We start from the raw sequence: 17,817 nt of genomic DNA, 5'->3' as shown, positions 1-17,817 counted from the left end.
GAAGAATTGCACAGCGCCGGTCACAGCGTGTCCGGCACCCCGTCGCGCACCTGGTAATTGCCGTAATAGGTCTTCAGCGTGTCCGCCCGGCCATACAGCCCGTCCTGCACGGCGCTGATGAGCTGCGGCACGAATTCCGCCACCGAGTGCTGCGCCTCAAAGCCGAGCTGAGTGCGGATCTTGGCAAACGACACACGGTAGTTGCGCGCATCTGCCCCCTTCTCCACGAACGCTACCGGCGCATCCACATGGCGCAGGAATTCCTCCACCAGCATCGCCTTGGTGTAGTTGTTGTCGTCCGAACCCACATTGAAGACCTCGCCCTTCACCTTGGCGCTGTCGCTTTCCAGCACCTTGATGATGGCACCCGAGATGTCGCGCACATGGGCGTAGGGCCGCCAGGTGTCCTTGTCATAGACATCCAGCGGCGTCTTCATCGCCATCGCCCGACCAAACTCGTTGACCGTGAGATCAAACCGCATGCGCTGGCTCATGCCGAACGCCGTAGCGATACGCAGCAGCGTCGGACACACCTTGTGGCTGTCCAATTGTCCGAGCACGAATTGTTCAAACCCCACCTTGGTTTCCGCATAAAGCGACAAGGGGTTCAGGCTCGAGGTCTCATCCGCCAGCGTGTTGTCGTCCATCAGCCCGTAATTCGAGCAGGTGGAGGTGAACACGAAGCGGTCGATGTCATGGGTGTCCAGTGCAGCAAACAGCGCCTGGCTGCCGTCAAGGTTCACCGAGCGTGTCAGCTCCGGATATTTCTTCGAGATCGGATCGCCCACCAGCGACGCCAGCAGCACCACGTGGTCCACGCCATCGAGCGCCTGCGCCACCACGTCAGCCCGGCGCAGATCACCGTTGACCAGCCGGTAGCCCGGTTCGTCATAGATGCCTTCCACCGACAGCGCGTGGTCGTAGAGGAAATTGTCGAGCACCGTCACGCCATAGCCGCGCGCCAGCAGCGTGCGCACCAGTACCGAGCCCACATAGCCCGCGCCGCCGACAACGCACACGCGCGCCGGACCGCCGCTCTTGCCTGTCGGCACGGCACCCGCGGCACCCGCCTGCGGGAGTTTCGAATCCTGAAGGGTCATTGGCCTCAACGCCTTTCGAGCCGGCGCCGCCACACCCCCGCCAAAGGCAGGGCGCATGGGCGGCAGCCTGTCATTCACCTGTGTGACCGACAGTGCGCCCGAATGGTTAATGAAGGCTCAACGCCCCTGTCACCCAACTGTTGAAAACCCAAGGCTTCCGGGGGGTTAGGCGCGCTGGAACGCACCTCAGCGGGCGTGCTTGCCCGCGTCCCACCCATGCGCCGCCATATGCGCTGCCGCGTGGGCCGACGGCTCCTCCTCAAGCGCCGTGGCGAACGTGTCGTTCCACCGGTTGAGGAAGCCGAACAGGGAAATGACCGCCACCAGATCGACAATCTGCTCATCGCTGAAATGCTGCTTCAGCGCCGACATGTCAGCCCCCGTCACAGCGTTCGGCACCTGCGCCGCCGATTGCGCCACCCGCAGCGCCGACCGCTCCGCCTCAGAGAACAAGTCGGACGTCTCATAGTCCCACAGCGCCTCCAGCTTGTCGGCGCTGATGCCCGCATTGGCGGCCTGATGATGCGTATGCGTCTGGCAATAAACACAGCCCGCGGCCCGGCTCGCCATGAAAGCCGCCATGCGCTTGATCTCATCCGGCAGCGCCGACGGCCCCTGCACCGCAAGCCCCAGCCCGGCAAAGGCCTCAACCAGCCCCGGCTTGCGTGCCATGATCAGCATGGAATTGGGGAGAAACCCCATCGCGCCTTCGACAAGCTGGAACACCCCCTCCAGCTCCGCAAGATCCTCGCGTTTCAGCCCGTCCACATGTGTGCTGTCCGTCATTCCTGACTCCCTTTGATTTATCTGACGGGCAATGCCCGCCGGATGTGTTGAAGGCAGCCTAGCCGCCCCCGGCTGCGGCGTGAACGCCTGCCGGGGACGGCCGGGGAAACCGGGACCGAGATCAGCCCAGCCCGAGCTTGGACTTGAGCCGCGGCTTGTCTTCCGGCTTGCCTTGGCTGTAATCGCCGAACGGCCCGTCACGCCGTGTCACCGCCGCCTTCACGCCGCCGGCCATGGCATCACGCACGAACTGCCGTCCCTCCGGCGTGTTGCGCATGATGCCGTCAAGGATCGGCCCCAGCGTCTGCGTGCTCTGCAGGCCCATATTGTCGTAGGTCTGGTTCACCACCAGCTTCATGGTGGCAAGCTGCGTCAGCGGGATCCGGGTCAGCTTGCGCGCCAGCTCATCCACCGTCGTATCCAGCTCCTCGAGCGGCACGGCGAAATTGATCAGGTCCATGTCGGCGGCCTCCCGGCCACTCACCCATTCACCGGTGAGCGCATAGTACTTGGCCTTGGCAAGACCCAGCCTGTAGATCCACATGCCGCTCAGATGCGCACCCCACACCCGTGAATAGGGCGTGCCGAAGCGTGCATCCTCAGATGCCACGACCAGGTCAGCGCACAGGGCCATCTCCGACCCGCCGCCCACGCAATAGCCATGCACCTTGGCGATGGTCGGCTTGCTGCCGCGCCACAGGGCCATGAAGGTCTGCAGATAGGAGGTGTGCTGACCGGTGACGGAGATCACATCCAGGCCGGGATCATAGTCCTTCTCCTGGATGTTGCCGTAATGCTCGAGCCCGTTCGAGAAATCGAACCCGCCGCAAAAACTGTCTCCCGCCCCTTCCAGCACGATGACTTTCACATCCTCGTCCAGATTGGCGTCGCGCAGATGCGCGTCCAGCCCCTGCAGCACCTCCGGCATCAGCGTGTTGTACTTTGCCGGCCGGTTGAGGGTGATGGTCGCAATCCCATCCGCCTTTGACAGCGTCACCGCATCATCTGACATTCCGTTTCTCCTCTGTGGTGAGGCAGCCCGCTTGACCTTCGCAGCCGCGTCACCCATTGATCACATTGAACTTACCGAACGGTAAGATTGTGCCTACCGATCGGTAGGGAGTCAACCCGTACCCAGACCAATGGACCTCGCCCGTGACGACATCCACCCGTGAAGACCTGCTCCAGTCGGCCCTCAAGCTCTTTGCGGAAAAGGGGTTTTACGGTGCCAGCATCGCCCAGATCGCCCGCGAACTGGGGCTGACCAAGCAGGCGCTGCTGCACCATTTCGGCACCAAGGAGAAGCTCTATGGGGAGGTGCTGGCGCTCATCAATGACAGCATGACCGAGCGCCTGGCCGCTGTGCCGTCATCCGCGGCCTCGCCGGAGGAACGGTTCGAGCAGGTGTTCATGGCGCTTTACGGCGATGGCGACGGCGCATCAGACGTCGCCCGCCTGGTGATGCGCGAGCTCATGGACAATGTCGGCCGTGCCGACCAGGCCCGATCCTGGTACCTGAAGCCGTTTCTGGAAATGCTGATCAAACTAGCCCGCGACCTGCCCGGCAATGCGGACAGGTCCGACGGCGAACTGCTCGCCGTGACCTACCAGCTTCTGGGCGCGATCAACTATTACGCCCTGTCGCAGACAACGCTTGAAAAGATATTCGGTGCACAGACATTCGGACATTCGCAGGACGCCTTCCCCGGTGCCCTGCGCGCCCTCATCCGTGCCGCGGCGACACCCTGAGTGCCGCCGCTGAGGATCGTCAGGCCTGCCAGTCTTCCAGCAGCTCGTCGATGAAGCCCGTGGCGGACAGCACCAGCGTGTCGAGGTCGCTGATGATGGCAAGGCGGGCATCCGGCGCGGTCAGCACTTCGGCCTGCGCGGTCACATCGGCCAGTGCCCAGGCACCGACGCCGCGGGCGGACCCCTTCAGCGTGTGAGCCGCTTCCTTCCAGGCCTTGTCATCAACCGGCTGCTTGGCAAGGTCGGCCAGCTTTTGCAGGCTGACCGCAAGCTGCTGACGGAACAGGCCGAGAATCTCGGCTTCGAGGTCCCGGCGGCCCATGGTGAACTTGGAGAGGTGCACCAGGTCGATCGGCCGGTTCTCGGCCATCACGGGGGCGCAGGAATTGTGAGCAGTGGCGGGCTGCATACGGTTTCCTTCCGAATCAGAACAGCCTGCAAAGGCTACGTCCCAAGCACGTAGGAATTGTTAAAAGCACCGCATACACGCAATCCGGATCACACTCCCCCGCCGCCAATTGCCCTTATGCCTAACGAACCGGTAACGCGCTGACACCGAACAGCCATTCATGGCCGAATGCCAGCGCCAGATAGAGCCCGACACCCACCAGCGGCCACAGAATGCCGATCTCCCCCAGCCGCAGCTTGTTGCGCCCGGTGAGAATGGCCCCGAATGGCAGGTTGGAGGTGCGCGCCGCGAAGGCGTCCCACCGGTCTCCCAGCTTCCGCGCCCGCTTGGCGTCAATCAGCATGGGGCCGATGAAGGCCAGCACCGCGAAAGCCCCGAAGAAGATCAGCGACGAGAGATCCCCGTTCATCGCCACATGGGCCAGCGCCCACAGCAGCACACCCCAGAGGAAGGGGTGCCGCGTGATACGCAGGATACCGCGCGCCGCATCCCCCGCTTCCCGGCCGTCGTCATTGCCGTCGCCGCCCTCAAGCGCCGAATCACCACCCGCAGCCGTCGGGCTCTTGGTCACATTGCCCAGCACCACCAGGATCGCCGCCACCAGGATCGCGGTCATGGCGAAGTGGTGCCACCACGGCGCAGGCGCCCACAGGAAGGTGAAGGTCTCCTCGCTGGCCCGGTTGAAGGCCATGGCCAGCCACACGATGGCCCCTAGGGACAGAAGCGAGAACAGCCCCATATAGGGCCCCTCGCCGATCATCCGCACCAGCCCGTCGCGCAGGCGCGTGCCGGAAATGAAGATGTGAATGCCCAGGAAGCAAGCCGCCGCCGCTGCCAGGTTGAGTGTCGGATCCGCAATCATCTAAAGCCCCTCCCCGGACCATCCGTCCGGCCGGCAGCAGCACAGAAGCCTTGCCACCGCCCATTTGCCATTCGTCCGCAGCCTACCCGGTTACCCGGTCTGTGCATCCAGTCCGGATGCACCCCCATATGCCTGCCACGGGCCTGAATCGTTTCCCCGCCGCCTGACTGCTTCGTTCCGCTTCACTGCTGGCAGTCTTTCCGGCGCCACGATAGAGTAAACAAATGGTTACCGGCCCCGCACGCGAAAACCCCCGAAATGCCGTTTTCCGGCAGTTTTTCGTTCAGACGGGTGCCTGTCCCCATGCCGCAGGTCCCGCCTGCCTCCCGTCATCCACCGCCTGTCGATAAGAGGATCGGACCCGTGCCGGACCGCCCCCTGAAACGTCCCCGCCTCATGCGCCCCCTTTTCACCGGATCACAGAAGAGCGAAGCTGATACACACACCGGCGACGCAGCGGCCAATGCCGCCGGCGCGGTGCACGAATTGCGGCCGACCATCGACGAGACGGCAGCCGCCGGAACCGGGAGTGAGGCGCCGTCCATGGCAGGCACGCCCTCAGGCTCAACTGAAACAGCCCGGCAGGCACCCGCGTCGCCTGATGGCCGGGATCCTTCGAGAGACGACACGCGGGACGACGACGATTTGTTCGAACGCCCCATCGTCCCGTCCGCAGCCCTTGACCGCGACGGCCCGGCCCGCACGCAGAAATCCGGCAAAGCGCACCCCCTGCATGGCGAGACGCGGAAGGACACCCGCACCGACAAGGCGCAGGATGCATCCAGTGCTGCCGCCGCCGCGCGCACCCGCGCCAAGCCTGCCCGGGCCCCGCGCAGGGCATCTTCCTCGGCGCTATATCTCGCTACCATCGGCAGTGCCTTCTGGTCCGGCATCATGGCCGCCTATGCGGTGGGCTATTACGGTCCGGCGGGCCTGCTCACCCTGTCGCCCATCACCGTGGCCCTGCTGGCTGCTGCCCTGTTCGGCCCGCTCGCCATCATCTGGGGCTTTGCGCTGGTCATCTATTGGGGCAGCCAGATGCGCATGAGCGCCGAGCACATGGCCGAGGCGACCCGCGCCCTGCTCGCCCCCAATGATGCAGCGATTGCCGCCAGTGCCAGCGTCGGCCATGCCGTCTCCGCGGAGATGCGCCGCATGGAACAGGCCCTCAAACAGGCCGAGGCCCGCGCCGCCGACCTCCGCAAATCCCTGAACGGTGAACTGAACGGTCTCGAGGCCGCCAGCGCCCGGGCGGAGATGCGCGCCCGCACCCTGCGCGACCTCGTGGGTAGCGAGCGCAAGGCCCTGGCAGACACCGCGCAGGCGCTCGAGCAGGAATCCGCCCAGGTGGTGGAAGCTACCCGCGCCCAGGTGGAACTTGTATCCGGCGTCACCGGCCGCGCCGCCGAACAGATGACCGAAGCGCAGGCAGGCATTGGCCGCGCCAGCGAATATCTCTCCAAGACCATGGAAGCAGTCGCCCGCTCCACCAAGGCCGTGCGCGAAAACGTGGAAGCCCAGGCCGACCGGCTGGACGCAACCGCCGAGACCGCCGTCACCCGTGCGGGCGAACTGGCGGGCCAGTTCGCCACCCAGGGCGAGGCCCTGACCGAGACCAGCCGCACGCTCGCCGCTGAGAACGAACGCGCCGTCCGCATCTTCGCCGAGCAGCGGGAGACGCTAGAGGCCCTGGCCAACGATCTGCGTGACCGGGCCGGCAAGATCGAACAGGCCATCGCCGGCCACGCGGACCTGATCAGCGAAGCGCTGGACCAGGCCGACGCCAAGGCCATGGGGCTGGGTCCGCGCATCGCCCGCGAGGCCGAACGCCTGAGCGCCGCCGCCCGCGTCGCTGCCAGCGAGATCGAGAAGACCACCGGCCTGATGGAGACCCGCACCTCGGACATGCAGGCCCGCATGACCGATGCCACCGGCCATCTGCAGCAGACCATCGATTTCTCGACCCGCAACGTGGATGCCAGTGGCGAGCGCCTGCAGGCCCTGCTCAGCGATATCGGAACCGCTGCCCAGACAGCCGCCCGCGACATGACCGCAGCAACCGAGGACCTCGGCACCCGCCTCTCCCGCCTGCCGGAAGATGCAGGCGTGCAGGCCGAACGGCTGCGTACCATCATGGCCGAACAGATCGGCGCCATCAGCACCGTGGCCGAAAGCGTGGCCGATGCGCTGGAACGCATGGGCGGGTCTCCTGTCTCCGGCGCATGGCCGCCCGCCGACACGCGCGCTGTAGCCAGCGCCTCACAGGCACCGCAAGCCGACACACCGTCGGACACAGCCCCTGCGCCTGCCATGGCACCTGCTGCAACACCCGCCCCGGCATCGGAGCGCGGCTCATGGCGTCTCGGTGACGTGCTGTCCGCCGCCCGCGCCCGCGAGGACCGGGCCCAGTCCATGCCGCGCGCCGCGCACCACATCGTGGAAACCCTGCAATCCCTGTCGATCGACATCGACCGCGCTTTGGAAGACCAGCCGCCGGTTGAACTGTGGAAGCGCTATCGTGCCGGGGAGCGCGGCGTCTTCGCCCGCAGGCTTGCGGGCCTCAAGGGCAAGGAGCCCTACACCCGCATCGCAGAGCGCTACCAGTCCAATGCCGAGTTCCGCGAGGACGCGGACCGCTACATGGACCAGTTCGAGACCCTGCTGACGGACGCCAATGACAAGAACCCGGACGGGCTTCTGGGCGAGACCTATCTGTCGTCGGATATCGGCAAGGTCTATGCCCTGCTCGCCGAAGCAACAGGCCGCGTTTCCTGAGGGACTGCTTTGACTGGCACGACTACTGGGCGGTCAGTCAGCCACCGGCGCAAAGGTGGCGCTGGCGGCTGCCGCCCATACCACGATATCGCTCACCACAGTCGCAGCGGCCACATTCATCGCCGCCACCACATCAGCCACACTGTCTGATGCGGCCGTGCCGCGCGCGGTGAAAGTCCGCGCATCGATCACCCGCCGCTTGTCGAGCGACACAAGCTTGGTGCTCAGGCGGATCATCACCGTCGGCATCACCGTGCTGCCCTCTGCCGCAGGGGCAGTCACCCGCGCCTCGAAGTCCCGCAGATCACTGATCAGGGCCACATTGGCCTTCACACCGACAGTCTGCCGCGTGGCTGACATCTGAAGGCCCGCATTCTCGAAGGTCTCGACAATCAGGTCCTGCACCAGCCGCGGCGCGCGGTCGGTCCACCGCGCCTGCGGAAAATATTGCAGCGCATGCGGGCCTGAATAGATGGCGATGCGGTCCGTATCCAGCGCCCGCTCCGCCAGCGGTTCCTCGACGATCAACTGCCAGCCGGGCCGGTCCGCAACCAGCGGCACCTCGGCCGGTGCCTGCAGGCCATAAAGCGTCGTGGGCGTGTCGCCCGTCGGCAGCAGGCTGGCGCAGCCCGACAGCACAGCGCCCAGCATCACAGGCAGAAGCACACGCCCCCGCAGCATCGCCCGCATTCCCCCAATCAGATCAGTCAATTGCCATACTCCGCAGGCTCGTCCCCGAGCAGGAATTCGGTCGGGTTGCGTTCAAGTTCGGTCACCAGCCGGTTCACCGAGGTCACCATGCGCCGCGTGTCGCGCAGCAAACGGTCCACTTCAGGCACGCTGCTGTCGGAGAGCTGCTGCATCGCCGGGCGCACATCCGCAACCAGCTCACGCGCTTCCACCGCCAGATCACCATAGGCACCCGTCGCCCGCTCCACCTCGTTGAGCGTGCCGTTGAGCTTGACGGTGATCTCGGCGATCTGCTCAGACGCCACCGCCAGGTTCTTGATGATCTCATCAATCTCCTGGTGATTGGCCGAGATCGTGCCAGACACGGTTTCCACGTCACGCACGGTGGCCGAGATCTGCCCCTCGTTCTCGCCCAGCAGCCGGTCCACCCGCACCAGCAGGTCATTGGCCGCCGTCAGCACCTGCGGCGCCGAGGTAATGAGCTGCTGCACCGCCGAGCGGTCAGCCACGATCACCGGCACGTCGCTGCCGTTCTCTGGCATGAGCGGCGGGCTGTTGGGCGCACCGCCCGTGATTTCGATGAAGGCAACGCCGGTAATGCCCTGGAACTCCAGCCGCGCCTTGCTGTCCTTGGTCACCGGTGTGCGTTCATCCACATTGATGCGTATGCGGACAAGCCGGGGGTCCGCCCCCAGCGCGATCTGAGAGACCTCACCCACCTTGATGCCGTTGTAGCGCACGTCGCCGCCTACCGAGAGACCGGCGACGGACCCGTCAAACACAACGTCATAAGGCTCGAACTCCGTATCTCCCTCGAACCCCGTCAGCCAGACGAGAAACAGGAACACCGACGCGACGATGGCCGCGGCGAATGAGCCGATGAGCACGTAATTGGCGCGCGTTTCCATGTTGCGTCCTTTGCTCCTGCCCGTGCCGGACTAGACCTTGGCCCGGCCGGCCGCGCCCGCCGCTGCCCGGGACCGCGGCCCCTGGAAATATTCCTGGATCCACGCATTGGGATGCGCGGACACGTCGCTGATAGGCCCTATGACCATAACACGCCGCTCCGCCAGCACCGCCACCCGGTCGCAAATAGCGTAAAGACTGTCGAGATCATGGGTGACCATGAACACCGTCAGCCCCAGCGCATCCTTCAGCTGCCGGATCAGCCCGTCATAATCCGCAGCGCCGATCGGGTCGAGGCCCGCTGTCGGCTCATCGAGGAACACGATCTCCGGGTCCAGCGCTAGCGCCCGTGCAAGCGCCGCCCGCTTGCGCATGCCACCGGACAGCTCGCTGGGAAATTTGGGCCCTGCCGATGGCGGCAGCCCCACCATGGCAATCTTCTCAGCCGCCAGTTCGTCCATCAGCGGTTTGGGCAGGTCGAGATGTTCCCGCATCGGCACCTGGACATTCTGTGCAACCGTCAGCGCCGAGAACAGCGCACCGTCCTGAAACGCCACGCCCCAGCGCTGCTCAACCGCCTGCCGGGCCGTGCCCTCCAGCGCCGTCACATCCTGGCCGAACACCCGCACGCTGCCCGCGTCGGGCCGCTTGAGGCCCACGATCGTGCGCAGCAGCACCGATTTACCGGTACCCGACCCGCCGACAATGCCGATCACCTCGCCGCGCCGCACATCCAGGTCCAGCCGGTCATGAATGACCTGGCTGCCGAACTGGTTCCGCAGATTGCGCACCTGGATGATGGTGTCGGCCTGCCCTGCTGCCTCCATTGCCATCCCCGCCCCTAATAATCCACGGCGGTGAAGAAGATGGCGAACAGCGCGTCGAGCACGATCACCGTGAAGATGGATTTGACCACCGAAGATGTCGTCCGCTCACCGACGGATTCCGCGCTGCCGGACACCCGCATGCCTTCCAGGCAGCCGATAATGGCAATCGCCATCGCCAGGAACGGCGCCTTGATGATGCCGACAAAGAACGTGCTGGTGTCGATCGCCGCATCCACCCGCTGCAGATAGGTCTGCGGCGAAATCTCGAGGAAGACATAGGCCACCACGCCACCGCCCAGCAGACCCATGATGTCAGCAACAAAGGTCAGCACCGGCAGCATCAGCACCAGCGCGATTACCCGCGGTGCCACAAGCACTTCCACCGGGTCCATGCCCAGCGTGCGCATGGCGTCGATCTCCTCGCGCACCTTCATGGAGCCGATCTCCGCCGTGAAGGCACTGCCCGAGCGGCCGGCGATGATGATGGCCGTGATCAGCACGCCAAGCTCCCGCAGCATGGAAATGCCCACGAGGTTGACCGTGAACACTTCCGCGCCGAACAGCTTGAGCTGCGAGGCGCCCTGCTGCGCCAGCACAGCGCCGATAAGGAAAGTCAGCAGCGCCACGATGGGCACGGCGTTGAGCCCCACCCGCTCCATGTGGCTTACCACCGATGTGAGCCGCAGGGTACGCGGCCGGGTGATGATGCGCCCCAGCACCATCACCACGATCCCGGTCATGTTCAGTATCGCGACGAATTCCGACACCAGATTGACCACCGCCCGGCCCATCCGCTCCGCCAGAAGCGAGATGACATTGCGCTCCTCGATTTCGATGTCGCAAGGCTGGTCACTCTCGCGCGCCAGCTCGATCAGTTCGGCGTGGGCATGGCTCGCACCGCGCAGCTCCACCTGCGCGCCCGCTTCCTCGAGGTCGCGCCGGGTCCGGTGCACCAGCCAGGCGCCTGCCGTGTCGAGACCGTCCACCGAGGACAGATCGACCACCACATGCCCCTGCAGATGCCGGGGCGTCGCCTTCACGGAGGACGCAATAGCGCGCAACGGGGCATCCTGCGGCCCCACATGACGCACGGTCCACAGGCCGGACAGGGTGATCTGTCCGCCGTCCGCCGTTTCCGTCGTGGTGAATGTTGCCGCCAAATGCTCCCCCGCGAGGCTTCCCCCGCTCATGAGCGCGGAGTGTGCCCGAAATTGCCTTAATCACGCAATAAACCCTCGGAATACATGGCAAACACGCGACCGTGAGGCCGGTTTCCCCGCCGTGGCATTGATACGCATGGCCGAAGCCGCTTCTCCGCACTAAGTTTGGTGCCATAGACACGATCTGGAGGAACGGATGTCGACACCCCGCACGAAGACAATGACCATCCGGCCATATCTGGCCATGGCCGCCGCCGGCGCCCTGCTCACCGCAGCCGCCCTTATCGCCGCCCCCGCAGCCTATGCGCAGGACGCAGCCGCTGAAGCACCGGCCGCCGCCGCAGCAGGCGATCCGGACAAGGGCAAGCGCGTGTTCAACCGCTGCAAATCCTGCCACACCGTGGAAGAAGGCGGCCCCAACCGCGTCGGCCCCAACCTCTATGGTGTTGTGGGTGCCGAATTCGGCAGCAAGGACTTCAAATATTCCGCCAACCTGCTCGAGCTGAAGGCGGAAGGCCGCGTGTGGGATGAAGCCACCCTCGACGCCTACCTCAAGAAGCCGAAGGACGTGATCCCCAAGGGCACCATGAGCTTTGCCGGTCTGGCCAAGGACACCGACCGTGCCAATGTCATTGCCTATCTCGCAAGTTTCGGCGGGGCCGCTGCCGAGTAACGGCACTTTCCCCAAATTTGCGACGCGCTGATGCTTCAAGCCCGGCCCGGATCTTCCGGACCGGGCTTTTTGTTGCCGGCAGCCATCTGCGCAAGACCACCTGCCCCAAGGCCACGCCCAGTAGCACGGCCTTAACCTTCCTGAACTAATATTCAGCCTGGGGATTACCGCTGCACGCATTGCGTGCCGGACACACGGGCCATTCGCACCTGCCTGCCATGTTGGGGCCAATTTTCCGGCGTTTCATGGTGGGCTGTGCAGGCCGTGTTAAGGCGCGTCATGCTGTGATGCAGCCTGATGCACAGATGCGCCTGACCACGGGGCAGACGGGGACAGCCGAGGACCATGAGAACCATTCAGCTATTGCGGCGCCTGCTGGCGGCGCTGGCGGGCATCGCGCTCGTCGGCTGGCTCGTGGTCATGCAATACGACCCCGCCCGGATCGCCACGACCATCCGCATGGCTGTGTTCGACACCTATCAGCAGACGGCCCCGCGCCCCTATCGCGATCCCGCTGTCTCCACCGGCACCGGCGTCATGTATGTGAACATCGACCGCCCCAGTCTGGAGCGCGTGGGCCCCTGGCCTTGGCCGCGCACCCGCTTCGCCGATGTCACCCAGAAAGCACTGTCCAAGGGCGCGCGCGTGGTGGTCTTCGAAACCCCGTTCGAGTGGCCGGACGCCACCTCCCCACGCGAAGCGGTGCAGGAATGGCTGGCCCGTCCCGAACTTGACCTTGACCAGATCGCCCGCCTGGAAGAAGCCTCCTCCGGCCTGCCGGATCATGACGCGGTCTTTGCCGGTGCCATTTCAGGCGGTCCGGTGGTCACGGCCTTTGCCCTGTCGGATGATGCCAACAGCCTCGTCCCCGTGCGCAAGACGCCGGTCTCCGCCCGCGGCGGCGATCTCGGCCCCTACATTCCCGTCCGCAAGGGCATGAGCCCCAGCCTCAAATCGCTGGAAGACGCTGCCTCCGGCAATGGTGCCCGCACCCTGTCTGACGGCCCTGCCGCTGACAATGTGATCCGCCAGGTGCCGTTGCTGGAACAGGTATCCGGCACCGTCGTGCCCGGCCTGTCCCTTGAGGCCATCCGTGTGGCGGAAGGCGCGCGCGGCATCCTCGCCATCGTCGCCAAGCCTGACGCCGATCTCACCTTTGGCCGCCGCCCGGGTCTCCAGCGCATCGTCGTCGGCCAGAAGGAATTCCCGACGGACGCCGATGGCGGCCTGTGGCTGCACTACACCCGCACCCAGGCAAGCCGCGCCCTGCCCGCCTGGAAACTGCTGGGCGATCATCCGGATGCGGAGCGGCTGAAGGACGCCATCGTCTTCGTCAGCGCCAGCGTCGAAGGGCCTGAAGCCTTCGTCGACAGCCCGCTGGGCACCATTCCCCGCGTCGAACCGCACCTGCAGGCTATCGAGCAGATGCTGCTGGGCCATTATCTCTGGCGGCCGGACTGGGCCCTGCCCGCTGAACAGGTCTTCCTGCTCGTCGCCGGTGTCGCCCTGCTCGCCCTGCTCATCAGCTACGGCACGCTCTGGGCCGCCCTGTTCACCGCCATAGCCGTCACCGGTGCTGTCTGGGCCGGCTGGTTCGCCTTCACCACAAAGCTCTGGCTTGTCGATCCGGCGCTGCCGGTGATCGGCCTCATGGCCATCTTCACGCTCGGCGCGGTGATGAACCTCACCCGCCGCAACGCCACCGAAAAATTCGTCCGCGCCCAGTTCACCGACCGGTTGGCGCCGAAGCACATTTCGGCGCTCGTGCGCGAACCTGCCCTCGCCGCACCGGAAGGCCGCTTCACACCGGTGACCGCGCTGTCCGCCGATGTGCGCGGCTTCCACCGTGTTGCCGAGCCCTTCGGCCCGGACGCGTCAGGGCTCGCAAGCCTCATCACCAACATCCACGAGCCGCTGACCCGCTGCGTGCTGCGTCACGACGGCATGGTCGACCGCTTCGTCGGCGGCGGCATGAATGCGCTGTGGAATGCCCCCGTCGCCCGCGAGGGCCACACAGTCCAGGCCTGCCAGGCCGCCCTGCGCATGGTCGCCGAGCTTGAGCCCGTCAACCGTGACCTCGAGCGCGACGCCCGCCGCGCCCACCGCCCGTTCATCCCCGTATCCATGAGCATCGGCATCGAACGCGGCGATGCTGTTGTCGGCAATCTGGGCTCCGGTAATGTCTATGATTTCTCCGCCATCGGCGGCGCGGTCAACGAAGCGCAGCTCCTGCAGCGGCTCTCCCGCCGCTACGGCCCGGCCATCATTGTTGGCGCAGAGGCACGTGACCGGGTGAAGGACAAGTTCGCGCTGCTGGAGATCGATCAGCTCCGCCTCGACGGCCGCATCGACCCCTGGCGCGTCTATGCCCTGCTGGGTGACCCCATCATGGGTGCCAACCCCAAGTTCCGCGCCCTGCACGAGGCGCATGAGGCCCTGTTCAAGGCCTACCGCGCCCGCGACTGGGCCGCCGCCCGCCTCGTCATCGCCGAATGCCGCAAGCTCTCCGGCGCCATCCCGACGCTGTATGATCTGTATGAGGAGCGTATCGACCGGCTCGAGCAGTCCCCGCCCGACAAAGACTGGAACGGCGTCCACGAGATCGCCGACCTGCTGGCGCCGGCCAAATCAAAGGTTGCCATCGGCAAGCCCGAGGCCGCCGACCTCGGTGAAGCCCCGGTCTGAATGCCCGCCCCGTCCAGCCGGACGGGTCTAGGCGATCTCGATGCCGATCTTGCCGAAATGGCCCGCAGCGCCCATGTGCCCCAGCCCCGCCTGCAGCTCTTCCAGACCATAGGTGCTGTCGATCACCGGGCGGATTTCATGCAGGGCCATTGCCTTCAGCATGTCCTCGAAATGTGCGCGGCTGCCCACGGTGATGCCGTGGATGCGGGCATTCTGCGAGAACATCGTCGCGACATTCATGTCCTTCACCACGCCGGACAGAAGCCCGATCACCGCGATATGCCCGCCGACGCGGATCGCGGCCAGTGACTGGGTGAAGGTTTCCGCCCCGCCGACTTCCACGACGTGGTCAACGCCCACACTGCCGGTGAACCCGCGCGCCGCGCGGCCCCAGTCCTTGGTCTGCGAATAGTTGATCGTGTGGTCCGCCCCCAGCGCCTTGGCGCGCTCGAGCTTTTCATCCGACGACGAGGTAATGATCACCCGCGCGCCCGCCGCCTTGGCGAACTGCAGCGCAAAGATCGAGACACCGCCGGTGCCCTGCACCAGCACCGTGTCGCCTGCCTTGAGATTGCCTTCGACAATCAGCGCCCGCCATGCGGTCAGCGCCGCGCAAGGCAGCATCGCCGCTTCCATGTCCGACAGATAGTCCGGCAGCTTCACCACACCGTCTTCGCCGATCAGCAGATAATCCTGCGCGCAGCCGTCCAGCGTGCCGCCGAGCGCCTTGGACAGGCCCTCGACGGTCGGCCCGCCCGCGTGCCAGGTGGGAAAGAAGATCGGGCACACCCGGTCACCCACCGCAACGCGGCTCACGCCCTCGCCGGCCTCCACGACCTCACCCGCACTGTCGGACAGCGGCACCAGCGGCAGCGGATACTGCCCGCCCATGCCCATCACCGTCGCAAGATCACGATAGTTGAGGCAGGCCGCCTTCAGCCGCACAACGATCTGCCCCGGCCCCGCCTTGGGAACATCCCGTTCCGCCAGTGCCAGGTTCTCCAGCCCGTAGGCCCCGCGAATTTCCATTGCCCGCATGATGCGTGCCTCCCCGTTAGTCCGTTTGCCGATTATCGTTTGAAAGTGTTGTCTGGTGGCGGCGGCAGCCGTCTTCAGCGCGGCACGTCACCCTTGATCTGGCAGCGATGCATCACCCGCCGTGACGCCGGGTCAAACGCATCACGCCTGTGATTGAGGCTGCGATTGTCCCAGATCAGCAGATCGCCAGTCCGCCACTGATGCGTCCACGCAAAACGCGGGTCAGCGCAATGGGCCCACAGCGCGTCCAGCAGCGCTTCGTTGTCCGCAACGTCCATGTCCACGATCCACCCGTTGCGGCGGCGTCCGAGATAAAGGGACGGCACGCCCGTTTCAGGATGGGTACGGATCACCGGGTGCCGCGCGCCTGGCGCCCTGGTCACATCAGTGACAGGCGCAGCGCCCTTGCGCAGTTCTCCGACACTCGTATAGCTCGAGTCATGATTGGCGGTGCGCCCTTCAATCCGCGCACGCAAATCGGCCGGCAGCTCCGCCAGCGCCAGTTCCATATTGGCGAAGCTGGTGTCACCACCCGCAGGCGGGATCTCCAGCGAATAGAGCACGCTCGCCATCGGCGGCTCATCCACATAGGACATGTCGGTGTGCCACTCGGCTTCATCCGAGCCAAGCGCACCGATGGGTTTGCCCTCTTCCACAACGTTGGAAATGATCCACACTTCCGGCCGCGACTTTTCCTGCGCGCCCACATCGTCGGTCGCGCTGGCCGGGGCCAGATCAAGCGCCCCGAAGCGACCGGCGAAGGTCACAAGGTCGTCGTCGGTCAGGTCCTGGCCGCGGAACAGCAGCACTTTGTGCTCAAGCCAGGCCTGCCGCAGGGCAGAAAACGTCGCGTCATCAAGGGCCCGCACATCAAGCCCGCTGATCTCCGCGCCGACAGCAGCGCCCGTCGGCACCACCTCGAAAGGCAAATCCAGTTTCGTTGCAGGATCACCCATCGATCCGCTCTCCATTCCATGTCCGGTGGCCAAGCAAGGCCGCGCCGCAAGCAAGCACAGCTAGGGCCGTCATCGCAAGATAGGTCACCCCACCGTGATCGCCATAAAGACGCCCTGCCAGGAAGGTTGCCCCCGCCATCACGACACCGCCCGCAAGCGCCGAATAGACGCTCTGCGCGGTGGAGGCGAGCCCCGGCGGCACCGCCCGCACGAGAAACTGCATGATGCCCAGATGCGCCAGCCCAAAGGTCATCGCATGCAGGCATTGCAACAGCGGCAACGACCAGAACGGCGGATCAACCGCCATCACCGTCCAGCGCACGACCGCCGCCCCGGCTCCCAGCAGGATAAGCAGCGCCGGGCTCACCCGCCTGACGATCGGCGCTGCCTGCCACAACAGGGCAACCTCGACCACGACGGCCCACGCCCACAGCGCACCGATCACGCTGTCACTCAGCCCGAGTGCCTGCCAGTGCAGCGTGCCGAAGGCGTAGTAGACCGCGTGCGTCGCCTGCACCCCGGCAGAGGCAAAGGCAAACAGCAGGAAGACCGGCGACCGCACGAGCCGCACGGCGCTCGCGATATCCACCCGCCCCACACCGCCGACCTGACGCTCCGTATCCGGCGCATCGGTGAGCAGGAGATAGGCAATGAAGTTGAACACGCCTGCGCCAATCACCGTCCAGATCACCACATTGGCACCAAGACTGCCCAGCAGCCCGCCCACCACCAAATTGGCGATGATGAAAGCCACCGAGCCCCAGGCCCGCGCCCGCCCATAGGAGAGTTTGCCCGCCTCGCTGTCGCGCATCGCCAGCGCGTCTGTCATCGGCATGATCGGCGGCCCCACCACCGTCATCACCATCAGCACCGCAAGGATCGGCCAGAAGCTGCCGGTGGCCAGATAGGCGCAATTGCACACCAGCGCCACGAGGGTCAGCAGCCGCAGGGTAAACACCGGCTGGCCGGCCCGGTCAGCCAGATAGGCAATCACCGGCATGGTGGCAATGCGCACCACACCGGAAATGCCCAGCAGCAGCCCGATCTCATAGGCACTCAGCCCATGGCTCTTCAGCCATACCGGGAAGTACGGCAGGAACGTGCCCATGGCGAGGAAGATGGCCCCATAGGCAAAGGCATAGCGCTGCTCAAGCGACATGGTCATTATTTTGCCTTAGGCGGTATTTTCATCCGCCGCAAT

16 protein-coding genes are annotated in these 17,817 nt (G+C 65.5%); 4 read left to right on the top strand and 12 right to left on the bottom strand.

The features are described from left to right. Positions 1 to 20: 20 nt before the first annotated feature. The 3 genes from HG718_RS03775 to HG718_RS03765 form a co-directional block, all read right to left on the bottom strand. The gene (locus HG718_RS03775) at positions 21 to 1,100 is read right to left on the bottom strand and encodes an NAD-dependent epimerase/dehydratase family protein (RefSeq protein ID WP_160588578.1); all 1,080 of its coding nucleotides are present in this window, start codon (positions 1,098 to 1,100) and stop codon (positions 21 to 23) included. Between the two features lie 186 nt (positions 1,101 to 1,286). Next, complete coding sequence (locus HG718_RS03770; protein ID WP_244617777.1) at positions 1,287 to 1,886, bottom strand: carboxymuconolactone decarboxylase family protein; 600 nt, start codon at positions 1,884 to 1,886, stop codon at positions 1,287 to 1,289. A gap of 121 nt (positions 1,887 to 2,007) precedes the next feature. Beyond that, positions 2,008 to 2,898 (bottom strand): crotonase/enoyl-CoA hydratase family protein, encoded by an 891-nt coding sequence (locus HG718_RS03765; RefSeq protein ID WP_160588579.1) that lies wholly within the window; start codon positions 2,896 to 2,898, stop codon positions 2,008 to 2,010. A gap of 143 nt (positions 2,899 to 3,041) precedes the next feature. Here HG718_RS03765 and HG718_RS03760 point away from each other — a divergent pair, with 143 nt between their 5' ends. Next, the gene (locus tag HG718_RS03760) at positions 3,042 to 3,635 is read left to right on the top strand and encodes a TetR/AcrR family transcriptional regulator (RefSeq protein WP_160588580.1); all 594 of its coding nucleotides are present in this window, start codon (positions 3,042 to 3,044) and stop codon (positions 3,633 to 3,635) included. Positions 3,636 to 3,654: 19 nt separating this feature from the next. Here the strand turns inward: HG718_RS03760 and HG718_RS03755 are convergent, their stop codons facing one another. Together HG718_RS03755 and HG718_RS03750 are read right to left on the bottom strand one after the other, a co-directional pair. Further along, positions 3,655 to 4,044, bottom strand: a complete 390-nt coding sequence (locus HG718_RS03755; RefSeq protein WP_036263383.1) for an Hpt domain-containing protein — start codon at positions 4,042 to 4,044, stop codon at positions 3,655 to 3,657. A 121-nt stretch (positions 4,045 to 4,165) separates the two neighbouring features. After that, entirely contained in the window at positions 4,166 to 4,906 is a 741-nt protein-coding gene (locus HG718_RS03750) for an NnrU family protein (RefSeq protein WP_160588581.1), read from the bottom strand. A 396-nt stretch (positions 4,907 to 5,302) separates the two neighbouring features. Between HG718_RS03750 and HG718_RS03745 the strand changes: the two genes are divergently transcribed. Beyond that, positions 5,303 to 7,681, top strand: coding sequence for a coiled-coil domain-containing protein (locus HG718_RS03745; protein WP_160588582.1), 2,379 nt, complete (start codon positions 5,303 to 5,305; stop codon positions 7,679 to 7,681). Between the two features lie 33 nt (positions 7,682 to 7,714). Here the strand turns inward: HG718_RS03745 and HG718_RS03740 are convergent, their stop codons facing one another. The 4 genes from HG718_RS03740 to HG718_RS03725 are packed head-to-tail and all read right to left on the bottom strand — an operon-like array spanning position 7,715 to position 11,264. Beyond that, positions 7,715 to 8,392, bottom strand: a complete 678-nt coding sequence (locus tag HG718_RS03740) for an ABC-type transport auxiliary lipoprotein family protein (protein ID WP_160588583.1) — start codon at positions 8,390 to 8,392, stop codon at positions 7,715 to 7,717. Beyond that, positions 8,389 to 9,279 carry an MlaD family protein gene (locus HG718_RS03735; RefSeq protein ID WP_160588584.1) on the bottom strand — a complete coding sequence of 297 codons (891 nt, stop codon included), beginning with the start codon at positions 9,277 to 9,279 and terminating at the stop codon, positions 8,389 to 8,391. Before HG718_RS03735 ends, HG718_RS03740 begins: the two co-directional genes overlap by 4 nt. Positions 9,280 to 9,309: 30 nt before the next feature. Then, a complete protein-coding gene (locus HG718_RS03730; protein ID WP_160588653.1) occupies positions 9,310 to 10,104 on the bottom strand; it encodes an ABC transporter ATP-binding protein in 795 nt (264 codons plus the stop codon). 14 nt (positions 10,105 to 10,118) lie between these two features. Beyond that, complete coding sequence (locus HG718_RS03725) at positions 10,119 to 11,264, bottom strand: ABC transporter permease (protein WP_205345705.1); 1,146 nt, start codon at positions 11,262 to 11,264, stop codon at positions 10,119 to 10,121. 196 nt (positions 11,265 to 11,460) lie between these two features. On the opposite strand from HG718_RS03725, the gene HG718_RS03720 reads away from it, so the two are divergent. Further along, complete coding sequence (locus HG718_RS03720) at positions 11,461 to 11,937, top strand: c-type cytochrome (protein WP_244617779.1); 477 nt, start codon at positions 11,461 to 11,463, stop codon at positions 11,935 to 11,937. Between the two features lie 345 nt (positions 11,938 to 12,282). Then, positions 12,283 to 14,622 (top strand): CHASE2 domain-containing protein, encoded by a 2,340-nt coding sequence (locus HG718_RS03715; protein ID WP_160588586.1) that lies wholly within the window; start codon positions 12,283 to 12,285, stop codon positions 14,620 to 14,622. Between the two features lie 27 nt (positions 14,623 to 14,649). On the opposite strand, the gene HG718_RS03710 is transcribed toward HG718_RS03715, so the two are convergent. The 3 genes from HG718_RS03710 to HG718_RS03700 form a co-directional block, all read right to left on the bottom strand. After that, entirely contained in the window at positions 14,650 to 15,660 is a 1,011-nt protein-coding gene (locus HG718_RS03710; RefSeq protein ID WP_160588587.1) for a zinc-dependent alcohol dehydrogenase family protein, read from the bottom strand. A 74-nt stretch (positions 15,661 to 15,734) separates the two neighbouring features. After that, a complete protein-coding gene (locus HG718_RS03705; RefSeq protein ID WP_170080180.1) occupies positions 15,735 to 16,616 on the bottom strand; it encodes a TauD/TfdA dioxygenase family protein in 882 nt (293 codons plus the stop codon). Then, positions 16,609 to 17,781, bottom strand: coding sequence for an MFS transporter (locus HG718_RS03700; protein WP_160588588.1), 1,173 nt, complete (start codon positions 17,779 to 17,781; stop codon positions 16,609 to 16,611). Before HG718_RS03700 ends, HG718_RS03705 begins: the two co-directional genes overlap by 8 nt. Positions 17,782 to 17,817: the final 36 nt, after the last annotated feature.

The organism is Pyruvatibacter mobilis (assembly GCF_012848855.1).
Classification (GTDB): domain Bacteria; phylum Pseudomonadota; class Alphaproteobacteria; order CGMCC-115125; family CGMCC-115125; genus Pyruvatibacter; species Pyruvatibacter mobilis.
The sequence above is the reverse complement of the archived record's forward strand: the minus strand, read 5'-3'. Positions and strand labels throughout refer to the sequence as shown.